Source organism: Vibrio sp. BS-M-Sm-2 (assembly GCF_041504345.1).
In the GTDB taxonomy this organism is placed as follows: Bacteria; Pseudomonadota; Gammaproteobacteria; order Enterobacterales; family Vibrionaceae; genus Vibrio; species Vibrio satsumensis.
The window spans coordinates 3,208,726-3,223,118 of sequence record NZ_CP167894.1 but is presented as its reverse complement, the minus strand read 5'-3'; the positions used below and the strand labels follow the sequence as shown (position 1 = coordinate 3,223,118).

Below are 14,393 nucleotides of genomic sequence, written 5' to 3'. Positions count from 1 at the left end.
GATAGCTTCGAGGCTGTGGCATCTTTTCGTCATTCCCTAGTACGAGGAACGAGTTCATAGGGAATCTCGCTTTTAAAAACTAACTTATCTAAACGAACTTGATTGCGAAATTTTGAGATAGAGATAGAGATAGAGATGAATTCTAAGTGAGGGCTCGAGCAAGCAAAGTACTTACACGCAAAAGCTAAACCACAGAAACCAAAAAGCCCGAACATTTCTGTTCGGGCTTTTTAATTTGGAGCGATACATCGGGTTCGAACCGATGACCTCAACCTTGGCAAGGTTGCGCTCTACCAACTGAGCTAGTATCGCATTTGCTTTATCGAGATAAAGACTTTAATAGATGGTGCCCCGGGCCGGACTTGAACCGGCACAGCGCGAACGCCGAGGGATTTTAAATCCCTTGTGTCTACCAATTCCACCACCAGGGCACGCAATTCTTTATTGCGATGCCGATTACTGAAAAGTAAAACACCATCTTAATGCTGACGCCAATCAACATTACAAAATTTGGAGCGATACATCGGGTTCGAACCGATGACCTCAACCTTGGCAAGGTTGCGCTCTACCAACTGAGCTAGTATCGCATTTTCATTCGTATTCTTTCTAGAAGAAAGAGAGAATGGAGGCGCCTCCCGGAGTCGAACCGAGGTCCACGGATTTGCAATCCGCTGCATAGCCACTCTGCCAAGGCGCCTTAGTAACTCCAATCGAATAGCTCATTGCCATCCTCTTGGGTACGGGATGCATTCTACGGATTCAGACGATTGAGTCAATATTATTTTTGTATTTTTAATTCGTTTGAATAGATTTCATACGAAACAGGCCAAATAGCTGACTTTATGTTCAAAACACACGGTGAGCAGGTTATTCAAAGGAGATCTATATCACATTAGATATCCACTATTGATAACTTAACCTTAGGTTAAAGATCAAAAAAGCGAGCCTCAGCTCGCTTCTTCATCAATGATGTTTTTCGTCTAACAAGTCGTCTTTGGCGGCCATCAAGTATTGCGCCATCGACCAGTAGGTTAGAATCGTTGCAACGTAGAGCGCGATGTAACCAACCCAAACCATCCAATCGTCATAACGCCAAATAAGCACCCACAACGCGAACATCTGAGAAACCGTTTTAACCTTACCGACCCAAGATACTGCAACACTTGCACGTTTACCGATTTCAGCCATCCATTCACGAAGCGCTGAAATGATGATCTCACGAGCTATCATGGTCACTGCTGGGATAGTCACCCAAATCGAGTGGTAATGCTCAGTAATCAGGATAAGAGCCGTAGCAACCAACACTTTGTCAGCCACCGGATCAATGAAGGCACCGAAGCGAGACGTTTGCCCTAACTTACGAGCTAGCATGCCATCTAGCCAATCAGTGAAACCTGCTACCCAAAACACCATCGCAGCAGCAAAAGGAGCCCATTGATAAGGTAGATAGAAAACGACAACGAATACTGGGATCAAAAATAGTCTCAGTAATGACAAAATATTAGGTATATTCAAACGCATATTATTAGGCTCTTATTAATTGCGCTTTAATGGTGCGGGATTTTTACTATTGTTTCAATGCTTGATAAATGTTTTCTGCCAAAGAATGACTAATGCCCGGCACTTTGGTTATTTCTTCGACAGTTGCACGCTTAAGTTCTTGTAAGCCACCCATATATTTCAGCAAAGCTTGACGACGCTTAGGTCCAACACCTTCAATTCCTTCCAAAGCACTGGTTCTTCGCGTTTTACCACGTTTCGCCCTATGCCCTGCAATCGCGTGATTATGGCTTTCGTCACGGATGTGTTGGATAAGGTGCAGTGCTGGAGCATCACTGGGTAAATTGAACTCTTCCCCTTCTAAAGTCACTAGAGTCTCTAAACCCGGTTTACGAGTCACGCCTTTCGCAATACCCATCATTCTTGGTCTAAACGGCCAATCACCCCAATATTGAGAAATGATCTCATGCGCGCGGTTTAGCTGACCTTTACCACCATCGATAAAGATGATGTCTGGGATCTTGTCGACATCGAGTTGCTTCGAGTAACGTCTCTCAAGCGCCTGAGCCATCGCAGCGTAGTCATCACCACCGGTAATACCTGTGATGTTGTAACGACGGTACTCAGGTTTCACCGGGCCTTCCTGATTGAACACCACACAAGACGCAATCGTGCTTTCACCCATGGTATGACTGATATCGAAACATTCCATGCGCTTAATCGCATCCATCGACAGCACTTCTTGTAGCTCTTTGAAGCGCTGATTGATGGTCATCTTGTGATTAATCTTGGTCGTAATCGCCGTTAACGCATTGGTGTTCGACAATTTAAGGTAACGACCACGAGTACCAGAAGGGTTTGTGTTGAAATGGATCTTACGACCTGCAACTTCACACAAAGCTTCTTGGATTGGTGTGACGTCTTCCATCAGGTCCGCGTTCAGAATCAAACGGGTTGGAATGGTTCTCGCTTCATTATGCGCTAAGTAATACTGACTTAAAAAGCTCGAAAAGACCTCTTCTCGCACCGTATTGTTTGGAATCTTAGGAAAGTGGCTGCGGCTACCTAAGACCTTACCTTGGCGAATCATCAAGATATGAATACACGCCACGCCATTCTCTTGAGCAAAGCCCAACACATCCATATCTTCCATAGAGTCGTCAGATACATACTGTTGTTCTTGCACACGTCGAATCGCTTGGATTTGATCGCGGAAAGCGGCGGCTTGTTCAAAGCGAAGCTCTCGGCTGGCCGTGTCCATCTTCTCGATGAGCGTCTCTAGCACCAACTTATCTTTCCCTTGCAGGAATAGACGAACATAGTCGATAAGCTCACTGTACTCTTCATCAGAGATAATCGAGCTAACACATGGCGCAGCACAACGACCAATTTGATACATCAAGCATGGGCGGGTTCGGTTTGCATAAACCGTGTCTTCACACTGACGAGCAGGAAAGATTTTTTGTATTAAGTGTAGCGTCTCACGCACAGCGCCGGAGTCAGGATAAGGACCAAAGTATTCACCCTTTTTCTTTTTAGCACCGCGGTGCATCGACAAACGAGGATGCTTGTGACCGCTAATGAAAATATAAGGGTACGACTTATCATCACGCAGAAGTACGTTGTATTTCGGCAGATACTGCTTGATGTAGTTGTGCTCAAGAATAAGAGCTTCGGTTTCCGTGTGCGTTACAGTCACATCAATCTTGTCGATATTGCTGACTAGAGCGCGTGTTTTTTCACTGTCGACTTTTTTACGGAAATAACTGGAAAGGCGTTTTTTGAGGTTCTTAGCTTTACCGACGTAAATAACAACAGCCTCGGCGTTATACATTCGATAAACGCCGGGCTGTTCTGTTACTGTCTTGAGGAATGAGACTGAGTCAAACAAGTTGGTCACTATACGATCTCAGTGTTAAAGGGTCTCAGTGTCTAACATTCCATGTCTAATCGCTAAGTGCGTCAGCTCTACATCGCCACTGATATCCAGCTTGCTGAACAAACGGTAGCGGTAACTGTTGACTGTTTTAGGACTTAGATTGAGTTGTTCTGAAATATCCGTCACTTTCTGACCTTTGGTAATCATCATCATGATTTGAAGTTCACGTTCAGATAAGTCTGCGAATGGATTTTCAGACGCAGGCGAGAATTGGCTCAAAGCCATCTGCTGCGCAATTTCTGGTGAAATGTATCGTTGGCCACTATTAACCACTCGAATTGCATTTACCATTTCATCCGGACCTGCTCCTTTAGTAAGGTAACCAGCAGCCCCAGCTTGCATCACTTTAGTTGGAAACGGATTTTCCGTATGAACAGTTAAAACGATGATTTTAACATCAGGGTTGAAACGCAAGATTTTCTTGGTTGCTTCTAAGCCACCAATACCAGGCATATTCATATCCATCAAAATAACGTCAGTATTGTTAGTACGACACCATTTTGCAGCATCTTCACCGCTTTCAGCTTCCCCTGCTACGTTCATTCCACGGACGTCTTCAATAATACGTCGTATCCCTGTGCGAACCAGCTCGTGATCATCTACAAGGAAAACATTTATCAAACTTGTATCTCCACACTATTAATTGGCTCTGCAACCACTGTGTCGTTTCATCTGTTTGAAACAATTAAACAAAGGAACAGTGGATCGCAGCATTGAGTACATCTTAACTTAATTACTAAAAAAAGCTCTGTTGAATATGTGCTGAAACACGAACTTTAGCAAGTACTTATTAACAAATAAACTAACTAAAACAACAAGCTTTTTCTAAAAATCAATCAGTTAAAACAACACCCAATAAAATTACACAAGATAAAGATATTTTCAATACCATTGAATAACCATTCTCGACAATTTCACTTATTTGCTTATAGAGTCCCGTTATTTGGCTCTGTTAACTAGAATTTAGTTAGTATTTTTGCTGCCTGTTGTGCGCAGAGGGTCGCTAGGTGGTAATATTCGATTCCCAATTTCAATAGGTTACTACATTGGATATTCAGCAAGGCTTTGTGCTCACAAGACAAGCAAGAGACTTTTCAGGGCGCACGCAAATCGACTTGTGGTTAAGCACCCCTCAAGGCCCTACTCTACTGACAATTCAAAATGAAAAGCCTGTATTTTTCGTCGCGCAAGCTGATGTAGAAGCGTGTCAGGCTATCGCAGCGAAAGAGTCAATCAATTGCAAATTCAAGCCTCTAGGGCTAGCCACATTCGAGCAAACGCCTCTAGCCGCGTGTTATACATCTCTGTCGAGAAGTAGTTTTGGTTTAGCGCAAGCCTTTCACAACGAAGAAATCCAAACCTTTGAAAGCGATATTCGACTCGCCGATCGATATCTGATGGAACGATTTATCAAGGGAAGTATTGAGTTCACCGGATCTGGTACGCAAAAAAATAAGTATCGTCGAGTCTCAAGCGCAAAATGCCGAGCAGGTGATTACTTACCCAACCTATCAGTGGTCTCACTTGATATTGAGTGTTCAGAAAAAGGCGTGCTTTATTCAATTGGCCTAGACAGCCCGATGGACAGTCGAGTGATCATGGTCGGCGAACCACAACGAGCTGAAACCAATATCCAATGGGTAGCCAACGAAAAAGCGCTACTCGAAGCAATGATAGCTTGGTTCTCTGAATTTGATCCTGACATCATCATTGGTTGGAACGTTATTGACTTCGATTTTAGGCTGCTGCACAAACGTTCAGAATGGAACGAAGTGAAGCTCAACATCGGCAGAGACAATCAACCGAGCTTTTTCCGTAGTTCGGCACAAAATCAACAAGGTTTTATCACTATTCCCGGGCGCGTTGTCTTGGATGGTATCGATATGCTTAAAACGGCGACCTATCACTTCCGCTCATGGTCGCTGGAGTCGGTATCGCAAGAGCTACTTGGTGAAGGCAAAGACATCCACAACGTTCATGACCGTATGGATGAGATCAACCGGATGTTTAAGTTCGATAAGCCTTCACTCGCCAAGTACAACCTTCAAGACTGTGTGCTAGTAAACCGCATCTTCGAGCACACTCACCTACTCGACTTCGCCATTGAGCGCTCTCGATTAACCGGTGTAGAGCTGGATCGCGTTGGTGGCTCTGTTGCTGCCTTTACTAATTTATATCTTCCTCAAATCCACAGAGCGGGTTATGTCGCACCTAACTTAGAGCCGGAGAACTGGATTGCCAGCCCCGGTGGCTACGTAATGGATTCTATTCCTAACCTGTATGACTCAGTTCTGGTACTCGATTTTAAAAGCCTATACCCGTCCATCATTCGTTCGTTTTTGATTGACCCTATGGGGCTTATTGAAGGATTGAAACTGGAACTAGGTCCAGACGAAAACCAAGCGGTTGATGGTTTTCGCGGTGGGCAATTCCACCGCTCTAAACACTTTCTGCCTGAGATGATTGAAAACCTCTGGGCAGCACGTGATGTTGCGAAGAAGAACAACGAAAAAGCATTCTCTCAGGCGATTAAGATCATCATGAACTCATTCTATGGGGTGTTAGGTTCGTCTGGCTGCCGTTTCTTTGATACGCGCTTGGCCTCCTCTATCACCATGCGTGGGCATGAGATCATGAAGCAAACTAAAGTTCTGATCGAAGATAAAGGCTATCAAGTGATTTATGGGGACACAGATTCAACCTTCGTGTCTCTGAACGGCAGCTATGATCAGGAAAAAGCAGACGAGATCGGAAACGCACTGGTCGCTTACATCAACGATTGGTGGACGAACCACTTAAAAGAAACCTACAACCTGACTTCTATACTCGAATTGGAATACGAGACTCACTATCGCAAGTTTCTAATGCCAACCATTAGAGGCTCAGAAACAGGCTCGAAGAAACGTTATGCGGGCTTAATCACTCAAGGTGATAAAGAGAAGATCATCTTTAAAGGACTAGAGAGTGCGCGCACCGATTGGACACCTCTCGCACAGCAATTCCAACAAACCCTGTATGAGATGGTATTTCACGACCAAGACCCAACTGACTACGTGAGACAGTTTGTTGATGAGACTTCAGCAGGTAAACACGATGATTTATTGGTTTATCAGAAGCGTCTACGTCGTAAACTGCATGAGTACCAGAAGAACATTCCGCCACAAGTTCGCGCCGCAAGATTAGCCGACGAGATCAACGCTCAGCTTGGTCGTCCGCTTCAATACCAGAACAAAGGGCGTATTGAGTATTTGATTACTCTGAGTGGCCCTGAGCCGAAAGAGTATTTAAAGAGCGGTATCGATTATCAGCATTACATCGACAAACAGATTAAACCGGTCGCAGAGGCTATTTTGCCCTTCATCGGTTTAGATTTTGAGAGAGTCAGCGGGCAGCAGTTAGGTCTATTCTAAGATTATTGTCGAGGTTTCATCAAAACAAAAAAGCAGAGGAATGTTCAATTCGCTCTGCTTTTTTATATCGATAGATTACGAAGCTCTATCCGATTCGAAACTCTGTTTTCTGATATTGCTTAACCAGCCACTCTCCAAAACCATCCAGAATGCCGATAACCGAACGTTTCGGAATCGCTCTTCCAGAAAGTAAAATGCCCAATCGTTGAATTTCAACTTCTCTATCTGGGTGATACTTCAAGAACTGTTGGCCACATTCGACAGGATCATCAAACCAATACTTATCGCGATACATCACCAAAGAGTAGCTCGCTCTTAGCAGCTTCTTGGCAATGATCACTTGCGCGGCCACTTGTTGTTCTGGTGTTGTTGCTCGGGCAATTTTGTTGCGATACACCGCTAACCAGTTTTCCGCATCCATGTTCCAATGCTTGGCAATTTCCCAACTCGTTTCAAAATCGCCATAGCAATCCGATAGATCTTCACCGTGCACACACACGGCCAAATGCTTCAGCATAAAGCCCCAAGTGAAGATATTGTCGAAATCGACTATCTCGCTCACTAAGGTGGTTTTAATTGCGACTTGAGTAACCTGCGGGAAGCTTTTTTGGAAGCGCCATTTAATGGTATTCAACAGCGTGGTTCGCTGATCAGGAAACGGGCGGTGTGTCACCACAACCACATCAAGATTTGAGCGACCGACAACGGCTTGCTTGCGAGCGACACTGCCATAAATATAGACACTGTGTAGATTAGAACCTAACCCACCTTTTAAGAAGGTAATCAGATCGTTAACCACAGGTTGGAATTCAGGTTGAAAAGGCTGTGTTGGGTCAATAACAGGTAGCTGCATAGGTCGTTTCGGCAAATAAAATCATGATTTAACTGTGACTCTATGATCGCTTAGGTGACTTTATGATTCAAGCTATTCCTATTTATAGCATCTCCGAGATATAATCAGCGGATAGACCCAATAAGGACAAACACAAAATGCCTAGAGCAAGTGAAATTAAAAAAGGTTTTGCTATCACAGTAGAAAGCAAAACAGTGATCGTTAAAGATATCGAAGTAACAACACCAGGCGGCCGCGGCGGCCAAAAAATTTACCGCTTCCGTGGTAACGATGTAGCAACTGGCGTTAAAACTGAAGTTCGCCACAAGGCTGACGAAATCGTTGAAACTATCGACGTAACCAAGCGTGCAGTAATGTTCTCTTACGTTGATGGCAACGAGTACATCTTCATGGACAACGAAGATTACACACAATTCATCTTCAACGGTGAAACAATCGAAGACGAACTACTGTTCATCAACGAAGAAACTCAAGGCATGTACGCGATCCTTATCGATGGCAACGCTGCAACGCTTGAGCTTCCAACATCTGTTGAGCTAGTTATCGAAGAGACTGACCCTTCAATCAAAGGTGCATCAGCGTCTGCTCGTACTAAGCCTGCTCGTCTTTCTACAGGTCTTACTATTCAAGTACCTGAATACATCGCGACTGGCGACAAAGTAGTAGTAAACACTGCTGAACGTAAATACATGAACCGCGCAAGCTAAGATACTTATTATGACCGAAGCTAACGACCTAATGTCTTATGACGACGCAATTGACACTGCATACGACATCTTTCTAGAGATGGCACCTGACAACCTAGAACCTGCAGACGTGATTCTTTTCACGGCTCAGTTTGAAGATCGTGGCGCAGCAGAGCTTGTTGAAACTGGCGATGATTGGGTTGAACATGTTGGCTTTGAAGTCGACAAAGAAATCTACGCTGAAGTGCGCATTGGTCTTGTGAATGAAGCTGATGACGTTCTAGACGACGTATTTGCTCGCATGCTGATCAGCCGTGACCCAGAACATAAGTTCTGTCACATGCTGTGGAAACGCGACTAATACCGCTGTTGACGCTCATCTGCATGAGTAAACAAGTATTCATGTAAGCGAGTTAAAAGTTAGCCGAGCCGATTGCTCGGCTATTTTTATCACGCCATTTCTCATCGTGATTACTCACTTTCATCATCAACTTTAGATTCACTGATTATGACCAAAGCAAAAACAGACACACAATCAAAAGGCTATGCCTGCATTGGCCTAGTTAACCCAAAGACGCCTGAAAACGTAGGCTCTGTAATGCGAGCAGCTGGCTGCTACGGCGCCAACTCTGTGTTTTACACTGGTACACGCTACGACCATGCGCGAAAATTCCATACCGACACCAAAGAAAAGCACCTAGCCCTGCCTTTAATTGGTGTTGAAGAGCTGAAAGATATTATTCCAGTAGGCTGCGTGCCGGTTGCTGTTGATCTGATTGAAGGTGCTAAGCCACTACCTGATTACAAGCACCCACCACGTGCGTTTTACATTTTTGGCCCAGAAGATGGCACGCTAAAGAAAGAGATCACCGACTTCTGTCGTGAGACGATTTACGTTCCAACCAACGGCTGCATGAATCTAGCGGCATCAGTGAATGTTGTGCTTTACGACCGACTGGCGAAAGGCGATAACTTCTCGAATCATAAATAGTCAAAGATGCGAGATACGAAATACGAAATACGAAATACGAAATACGAAATACGAGCAGATTATAGATGCGCGTACACGAAAGGCACGCTTACTGTCGTTTATAGCAGCATGTTTTCGATACTCGGTTATTCGCATCCCTCATCTTCTATTGCTTCAGACGTAAAAAAACCTGCTCAATGAGCAGGTTTTTAGTATTCAGTGCTTTCAGCTAATGAAGCTTACGCGTAAGAACTTACGTAATTACTGACGTGTTCTTGGCTTAGCTGGTTTAGCCGGACGACCGTTGTTCAGCTTAGGCTTACTTTTGTTAGCCTGAGGTTTGCCTTTGTTTGCAGCTGGAGCACTACGACCTGAATCAGGTGTTGTAGTACCGCGAGTTGCAGGCTTCTTGCGTTTAGTTTGGTTGCTACGGCCTTTTGGTGCGTTTGCACGCTCTTCGTGACGCTTAACAGCACGACGAATTTTTTGGCTACGAGAACGCTCACGCTTACGAGAAGTGTTTGAAGGATCAAGATCCAACAAAGTCTCTTTCTCTGGCTTAAGCTCAACAAGCTCACGCAGGTAGTTAACTTCTTGAAGATCTAGCTCTTTCCAACCGCCACGAGGCAGTTTCTTATCAAGGTAGATATCACCGTAACGTACACGTTTCAGGCGGCTTACTGTTGTTTCTTGAGATTCCCAAAGACGACGAACCTCACGGTTACGACCTTCGTTAATCGCTACGTAGAAAGTATGATTCATACCTTCACCGCCAGCGTAAACCACATCTTCAAAACGAGCCATGCCGTCTTCAAGTTGTACGCCACGAGTAACGTTTTTTACTTTTTGCTCAGTCACTTCACCAAACACACGTACTAAGTACTCACGTTCAACCTGACGGCTTGGGTGCATTAGACGGTTTGCAAGTTCACCATCAGTAGTGAAAAGCAAAAGACCCGATGTGTTTGCATCAAGACGACCAACTGAAATCCAACGAGAACCACGGATCTTAGGTAGACGATCGAAAACAGTACGGCGGCCTTCAGGATCGTGACGAGTACAAAGCTCACCTTCAGGTTTGTAGTAAGCAAGTACACGACAAACCACTTCTTCAGAAGCCTTGCCTGAAACAGTATGGCCATCGATACGGATCACTGAGTTCTCGTCTTCAAGACGCTCGCCCAGTTTCGCAACTTGACCGTTAACACTTACACGACCAGATTTGATTAAACCTTCTAGCTCACGACGAGAACCGTGACCAGCTCGCGCTAAAACCTTCTGTAATTTTTCGCTCATTTACTCTTTTCTACCTAATTGTCGTCTTCACAGACGTCGAATGAATTTTTCGCGACCAAATCGCGGTCGCGTATTATCGCAAATAACCTGCCAAAAAGCACTTGTTATTTACTCTGGCAGGTTTGCTGTATCGTTACAGACTGTTAATCAGTAAAGCGATTATTCAAACGGCGCAGGATCGCCAGCACCACGACGTAGAACCACGGCATCATCATCACTAAAGTCAATAACCGTCGTCGGTTGCTCACCTAAGTAACCACCATTCAAAATGACATCAACCGCATGCTCTAGGCTGTCACTGAATTTCTTCTGGATCCGACTCAGTTGTCTCGTTACCCGGAAGAATCAATGACGTCGACATCAGTGGTTCGCCCATCGCTTCCAACAAGTCGAGTGCAATCTTGTTGTCTGGGACACGAATACCAATCGTTTTACGCTTGGCGTTCATCAAACGCTTTGGTACTTCTTTGGTTGCTTTAAAGATAAACGTGTAAGCACCTGGCGTGTGTGCTTTCAGTAGACGGAAAGCCACGTTATCGACGCGTGCATACAGTGATAATTCAGAAAGATCACGGCATAACAACGTGAAGTTGTGCTTGTCATCGATGCGACGAATTTTACAGATACGTTCAAGTGCTTGTTTGTTTTCAAGCTGACAGCCCAGCGCATAACCGGAATCTGTTGGATAAACCACTACGCCGCCATTACGAATAATCGCAACCGCTTGAGTAATTAAGCGTGCTTGTGGGTTATCTGGGTGTACATAAAAAAACTGGCTCATTGTTGATCCTCGTTATCGAATCTCTCGACTCTATCATCAGAAGGAGCTGGTTCACCTAAAGACTATTCAGATGGTGAAACCGTTTGAAACTCCCAATCTTTCCATACTTCTTCGACCCCAGAAGGTAGCCAGAGATTACGTCCAAGTTCCATCCACGGAGATGGGTAATGGAAATCACTGCCTTGGGAGGCTAATAGTTTGTATTGTATAGCATAATCCGCGAGTGTGCGTCTTTCTTGTTGCGCTTGCTGAGGTTGAGCGACTTCCATCGCATCCCCTTTCGCTTCAACAAATGCAGCTAGCAAGCGCTTAACCCACTTGGCTGTAAGGCCATATCGCCCAGGGTGAGCGAGTACGGCTTGGCCACCAGCAGCATGAATGGCCGTGACAGCATCACTCATTGAGCACCACGTCGGCGGCACATAACCTGGGTTATTGCGAGTAAGAAACTTTTTAAACACCTGCTGCATGGTTTTTGCGTAGCCGTTGTCGACTAACCACTTAGCAAAGTGAGCGCGAGTAATAGGCGCATCACCTGCAATCAATTTAACTTCTTCTAGCACCCCTTCACGAGTCGCTTTCTCAAGACGTTGAGCAATCATCTCTGCGCGTCCAATACGGTGTTGCTTCTGTTGCTCAATGAGCGCTTTGAGTTCTGGTGACTCAGGATCAACGTTTAACCCAACAATATGAATATCTTTGTTTTGCCAAACGGTCGAAATCTCAATGCCGTTGATCAGCTGAATAGGAAGGTTGTTATCAGCAATATAGCTGCGTGCTTCAGCAAGCCCATCAGTCGTGTCATGATCTGTAATCGCTAACGCTTCGATGTTAAAGCCTAACGCTCGGTCAATCAGTTCAGGTGGAGTAAGTCGGCCATCTGAGGCTGTTGTATGACTATGTAGATCAATTCTCATATATTCTTTTTCATTGTTTTTAATTTTTATCGTTATATTTGTGCCAACGCACTTGACCTGCAAGCGCAAAACTAGTTAACTAGTACACAAATACGAAGTATCACATTTGATAGGTTCACCATGTTACAAGAATTTAACCAAAACCATAAAGATAAAGTTTTAGAACTTTCTTCAGTAGAAGCAAGCTCTGAGCTTAATTGGTGGCGCACTTGGACAAGTTCTTGGTGGGCTAACGTGTACTTCTAGTTAAACAGTTTGTTTATAAAAAAGTTATCACTAAGCCCGCTTTAATAGCGGGCTTTTTAATTTGTCGAACATCTCACATTCAACTGACTAACAAATCATCGAATTGACCATATTCTAGATTGGGTGAAAGGTATCTTTATGCGACTATGTACGGCAGGAAATTTAAAGAATCATAAAGGAGGTCTTGTGAACAAGGCCATTGAAATCAAAAAGCTGGGAACCATTGAGGTCATCAATTCATCAGTTCCTTACTCGCAAGATCCAACCAGCGTTTTTCATACTCTGTGTGAAAACAAAACAGACAGTTTGCTGTTGGAATCGGCTGAGATTGAATCCAAACAGAACCTAACAAGCCTGCTCCTTATCGACTCTGCTGTTCGTATCGTATGTCGCGGACATGAAGTAACCTTTCAAGCATTGACTGAAAACGGTCAAGCGCTTATCAAAAATCTCACTCAAAACGTGAAAGCAGAAATAAAATCTGACCTAACCGATAACGTTTTGACGCTGACTTTTGTCGAACCAAGCAACGAATTAGACGAAGACTCACGTTTAAGAGAAGCCTCTTCATTCGATGCACTGCGTTTGGTTCAGCACAGCTTTGAGCAAGACGCAGATAACAAACACGCGCTATTCATGGCGGGCTTGTTCGCTTACGACATCGTGGCTAACTTTGAACCGCTAGGTGATGCTGAAGCAACCAACAATTGTCCTGACTTTGTATTCTACGTTGCGGAAACACTATTGCGTTTCGACCACCAAGAGAACGAAGGCCTACTTCATGCGAGCTTGTTCGCTCAAGATGACAGTATCAAAGCGCAATTAACTGACCGTTTAGCCGACATTCAAACTCAGTGCCAGTCACTGAAAGCAATCACTGAAGTAACGCCGCTCGACAACGTTGAAGCGGTACCGAGCGTTTCAGATGAAGACTTCTGCCAAACGGTTCGTGATTTAAAAGAGTACGTAGTTAAAGGCGACGTATTCCAAGTGGTGCCCTCACGCCGCTTTACTTTACCTTGCCCTGCTCCACTGGCGGCTTATAAAGAACTTAAGCAAAGCAACCCAAGCCCTTACATGTTCTACATGCAAGATGAGCTATTTACTCTGTTTGGTGCTTCTCCAGAAAGCGCGCTGAAGTACGAAACTGAAACCAACCAAATCGAGATCTACCCAATTGCGGGCACTCGTCGTCGCGGTAAGCGTCCTGATGGTCAAATCGATTTCGACCTAGATAGCCGTATCGAGCTTGAACTGCGCACCGACAAGAAAGAAAACGCAGAACACATGATGCTAGTCGACCTAGCGCGTAACGATGTAGCACGTATCGCGGAAGCTGGCACTCGCCACGTAGCAGACTTGTTGAAAGTAGACCGCTACAGCCATGTAATGCACTTGGTTTCTCGTGTTGTTGGTCAGCTACGCGAAGACTTAGATGCTCTTCACGCTTACCAAGCTTGTATGAACATGGGCACGCTAACGGGCGCACCAAAAATCCGCGCAATGCAGCTTATTCGTGATGTAGAAAAAACGCGTCGTGGTAGCTACGGTGGTGCAGTCGGTTACCTAACAGGTGAAGGTACTCTGGATACTTGTATCGTAATTCGCTCTGCTTACGTTGAAAATGGCGTGGCACAAGTACAAGCTGGCGCTGGTGTAGTATTCGACTCAGACCCACAAGCAGAAGCGGATGAGACTCGCGGCAAAGCTCAAGCGGTCATCTCTGCGATTCAAGCAGCGCATACTAAGAGCTCTGCTACAAACCAACACTCATCAAATAAGAAGGAGTCGTAAT

General features: G+C 44.8%; 12 protein-coding genes, 4 tRNA genes, 1 pseudogene and 1 other annotated feature. Of the genes and pseudogenes, 6 read left to right on the top strand and 11 right to left on the bottom strand.

The window, feature by feature from the left end:
- Positions 1-236: 236 nt before the first annotated feature.
- The 7 genes from AB8613_RS14770 to uvrY form a co-directional block, all read right to left on the bottom strand.
- Positions 237-312, bottom strand: a tRNA-Gly gene (locus tag AB8613_RS14770).
- Positions 313-344: 32 nt separating this feature from the next.
- Positions 345-431 (bottom strand) — tRNA-Leu (locus AB8613_RS14765).
- Positions 432-511: 80 nt separating this feature from the next.
- Positions 512-587 (bottom strand) — tRNA-Gly (locus AB8613_RS14760).
- Positions 588-623: 36 nt separating this feature from the next.
- Positions 624-697: transfer RNA gene (locus tag AB8613_RS14755), tRNA-Cys, on the bottom strand.
- Between the two features lie 266 nt (positions 698-963).
- Positions 964-1,521, bottom strand: coding sequence for a CDP-diacylglycerol--glycerol-3-phosphate 3-phosphatidyltransferase (gene pgsA, locus AB8613_RS14750; protein ID WP_019821134.1), 558 nt, complete (start codon positions 1,519-1,521; stop codon positions 964-966).
- Between the two features lie 46 nt (positions 1,522-1,567).
- On the bottom strand, positions 1,568-3,400 hold the full coding sequence (uvrC, locus tag AB8613_RS14745; protein WP_210447209.1) for an excinuclease ABC subunit UvrC: 1,833 nt from the start codon (positions 3,398-3,400) through the stop codon (positions 1,568-1,570).
- 15 nt (positions 3,401-3,415) lie between these two features.
- Positions 3,416-4,060, bottom strand: coding sequence for a UvrY/SirA/GacA family response regulator transcription factor (uvrY, locus tag AB8613_RS14740; protein ID WP_004729778.1), 645 nt, complete (start codon positions 4,058-4,060; stop codon positions 3,416-3,418).
- A gap of 425 nt (positions 4,061-4,485) precedes the next feature.
- On the opposite strand from uvrY, the gene AB8613_RS14735 reads away from it, so the two are divergent.
- Positions 4,486-6,849, top strand: a complete 2,364-nt coding sequence (locus AB8613_RS14735) for a DNA polymerase II (protein ID WP_372384005.1) — start codon at positions 4,486-4,488, stop codon at positions 6,847-6,849.
- Between the two features lie 85 nt (positions 6,850-6,934).
- Here AB8613_RS14735 and AB8613_RS14730 read toward each other — a convergent pair whose 3' ends face one another.
- Positions 6,935-7,702, bottom strand: coding sequence for a hypothetical protein (locus AB8613_RS14730; RefSeq protein WP_017629621.1), 768 nt, complete (start codon positions 7,700-7,702; stop codon positions 6,935-6,937).
- 137 nt (positions 7,703-7,839) lie between these two features.
- Here AB8613_RS14730 and yeiP point away from each other — a divergent pair, with 137 nt between their 5' ends.
- The 3 genes from yeiP (at position 7,840) to AB8613_RS14715 (ending at position 9,379) form a co-directional block, all read left to right on the top strand.
- Positions 7,840-8,409 carry an elongation factor P-like protein YeiP gene (yeiP, locus tag AB8613_RS14725; RefSeq protein WP_017055115.1) on the top strand — a complete coding sequence of 190 codons (570 nt, stop codon included), beginning with the start codon at positions 7,840-7,842 and terminating at the stop codon, positions 8,407-8,409.
- 10 nt (positions 8,410-8,419) lie between these two features.
- Positions 8,420-8,749: an HI1450 family dsDNA-mimic protein gene (locus tag AB8613_RS14720; protein WP_004741258.1), complete on the top strand. Its 330-nt coding sequence runs from the start codon at positions 8,420-8,422 to the stop codon at positions 8,747-8,749.
- Positions 8,750-8,896: 147 nt separating this feature from the next.
- Positions 8,897-9,379, top strand: coding sequence for an RNA methyltransferase (locus AB8613_RS14715; RefSeq protein ID WP_017061495.1), 483 nt, complete (start codon positions 8,897-8,899; stop codon positions 9,377-9,379).
- A gap of 240 nt (positions 9,380-9,619) precedes the next feature.
- On the opposite strand, the gene rluB is transcribed toward AB8613_RS14715, so the two are convergent.
- From rluB to AB8613_RS14700, 3 genes and pseudogenes are all read right to left on the bottom strand, one after another.
- Positions 9,620-10,654, bottom strand: coding sequence for a 23S rRNA pseudouridine(2605) synthase RluB (rluB, locus tag AB8613_RS14710; RefSeq protein ID WP_017055112.1), 1,035 nt, complete (start codon positions 10,652-10,654; stop codon positions 9,620-9,622).
- Positions 10,655-10,813: 159 nt separating this feature from the next.
- Positions 10,814-11,435 (bottom strand): annotated as a pseudogene (locus AB8613_RS14705) (L-threonylcarbamoyladenylate synthase).
- Between the two features lie 62 nt (positions 11,436-11,497).
- Positions 11,498-12,352: a PHP domain-containing protein gene (locus AB8613_RS14700; protein WP_048659601.1), complete on the bottom strand. Its 855-nt coding sequence runs from the start codon at positions 12,350-12,352 to the stop codon at positions 11,498-11,500.
- 120 nt (positions 12,353-12,472) lie between these two features.
- Here AB8613_RS14700 and AB8613_RS14695 point away from each other — a divergent pair, with 120 nt between their 5' ends.
- Positions 12,473-12,598 carry a trp operon leader peptide gene (locus tag AB8613_RS14695; protein ID WP_009848753.1) on the top strand — a complete coding sequence of 42 codons (126 nt, stop codon included), beginning with the start codon at positions 12,473-12,475 and terminating at the stop codon, positions 12,596-12,598.
- Positions 12,545-12,659, top strand: a sequence feature (Trp leader region). (Overlaps the previous gene by 54 nt.)
- Positions 12,660-12,784: 125 nt before the next feature.
- Positions 12,785-14,392, top strand: coding sequence for an anthranilate synthase component 1 (locus AB8613_RS14690; RefSeq protein ID WP_372384004.1), 1,608 nt, complete (start codon positions 12,785-12,787; stop codon positions 14,390-14,392).
- The last annotated feature ends 1 nt before the right edge of the window (position 14,393 follow it).

Bases quoted from the DNA above. Each gene is read 5' to 3' on its own strand.
- yeiP (WP_017055115.1), top strand. From the start codon at position 7,840: ATGCCTAGAGCAAGTGAAATTAAAAAAGGTTTTGCTATCACAGTAGAA.
- AB8613_RS14715 (WP_017061495.1), top strand. From the start codon at position 8,897: ATGACCAAAGCAAAAACAGACACACAATCAAAAGGCTATGCCTGCATT.
- AB8613_RS14695 (WP_009848753.1), top strand. From the start codon at position 12,473: ATGTTACAAGAATTTAACCAAAACCATAAAGATAAAGTTTTAGAACTT.
- AB8613_RS14730 (WP_017629621.1), bottom strand. From the start codon at position 7,702: ATGCAGCTACCTGTTATTGACCCAACACAGCCTTTTCAACCTGAATTC.
- AB8613_RS14720 (WP_004741258.1), top strand. From the start codon at position 8,420: ATGACCGAAGCTAACGACCTAATGTCTTATGACGACGCAATTGACACT.
- pgsA (WP_019821134.1), bottom strand. From the start codon at position 1,521: ATGCGTTTGAATATACCTAATATTTTGTCATTACTGAGACTATTTTTG.
- rluB (WP_017055112.1), bottom strand. From the start codon at position 10,654: ATGAGCGAAAAATTACAGAAGGTTTTAGCGCGAGCTGGTCACGGTTCT.
- AB8613_RS14700 (WP_048659601.1), bottom strand. From the start codon at position 12,352: ATGAGAATTGATCTACATAGTCATACAACAGCCTCAGATGGCCGACTT.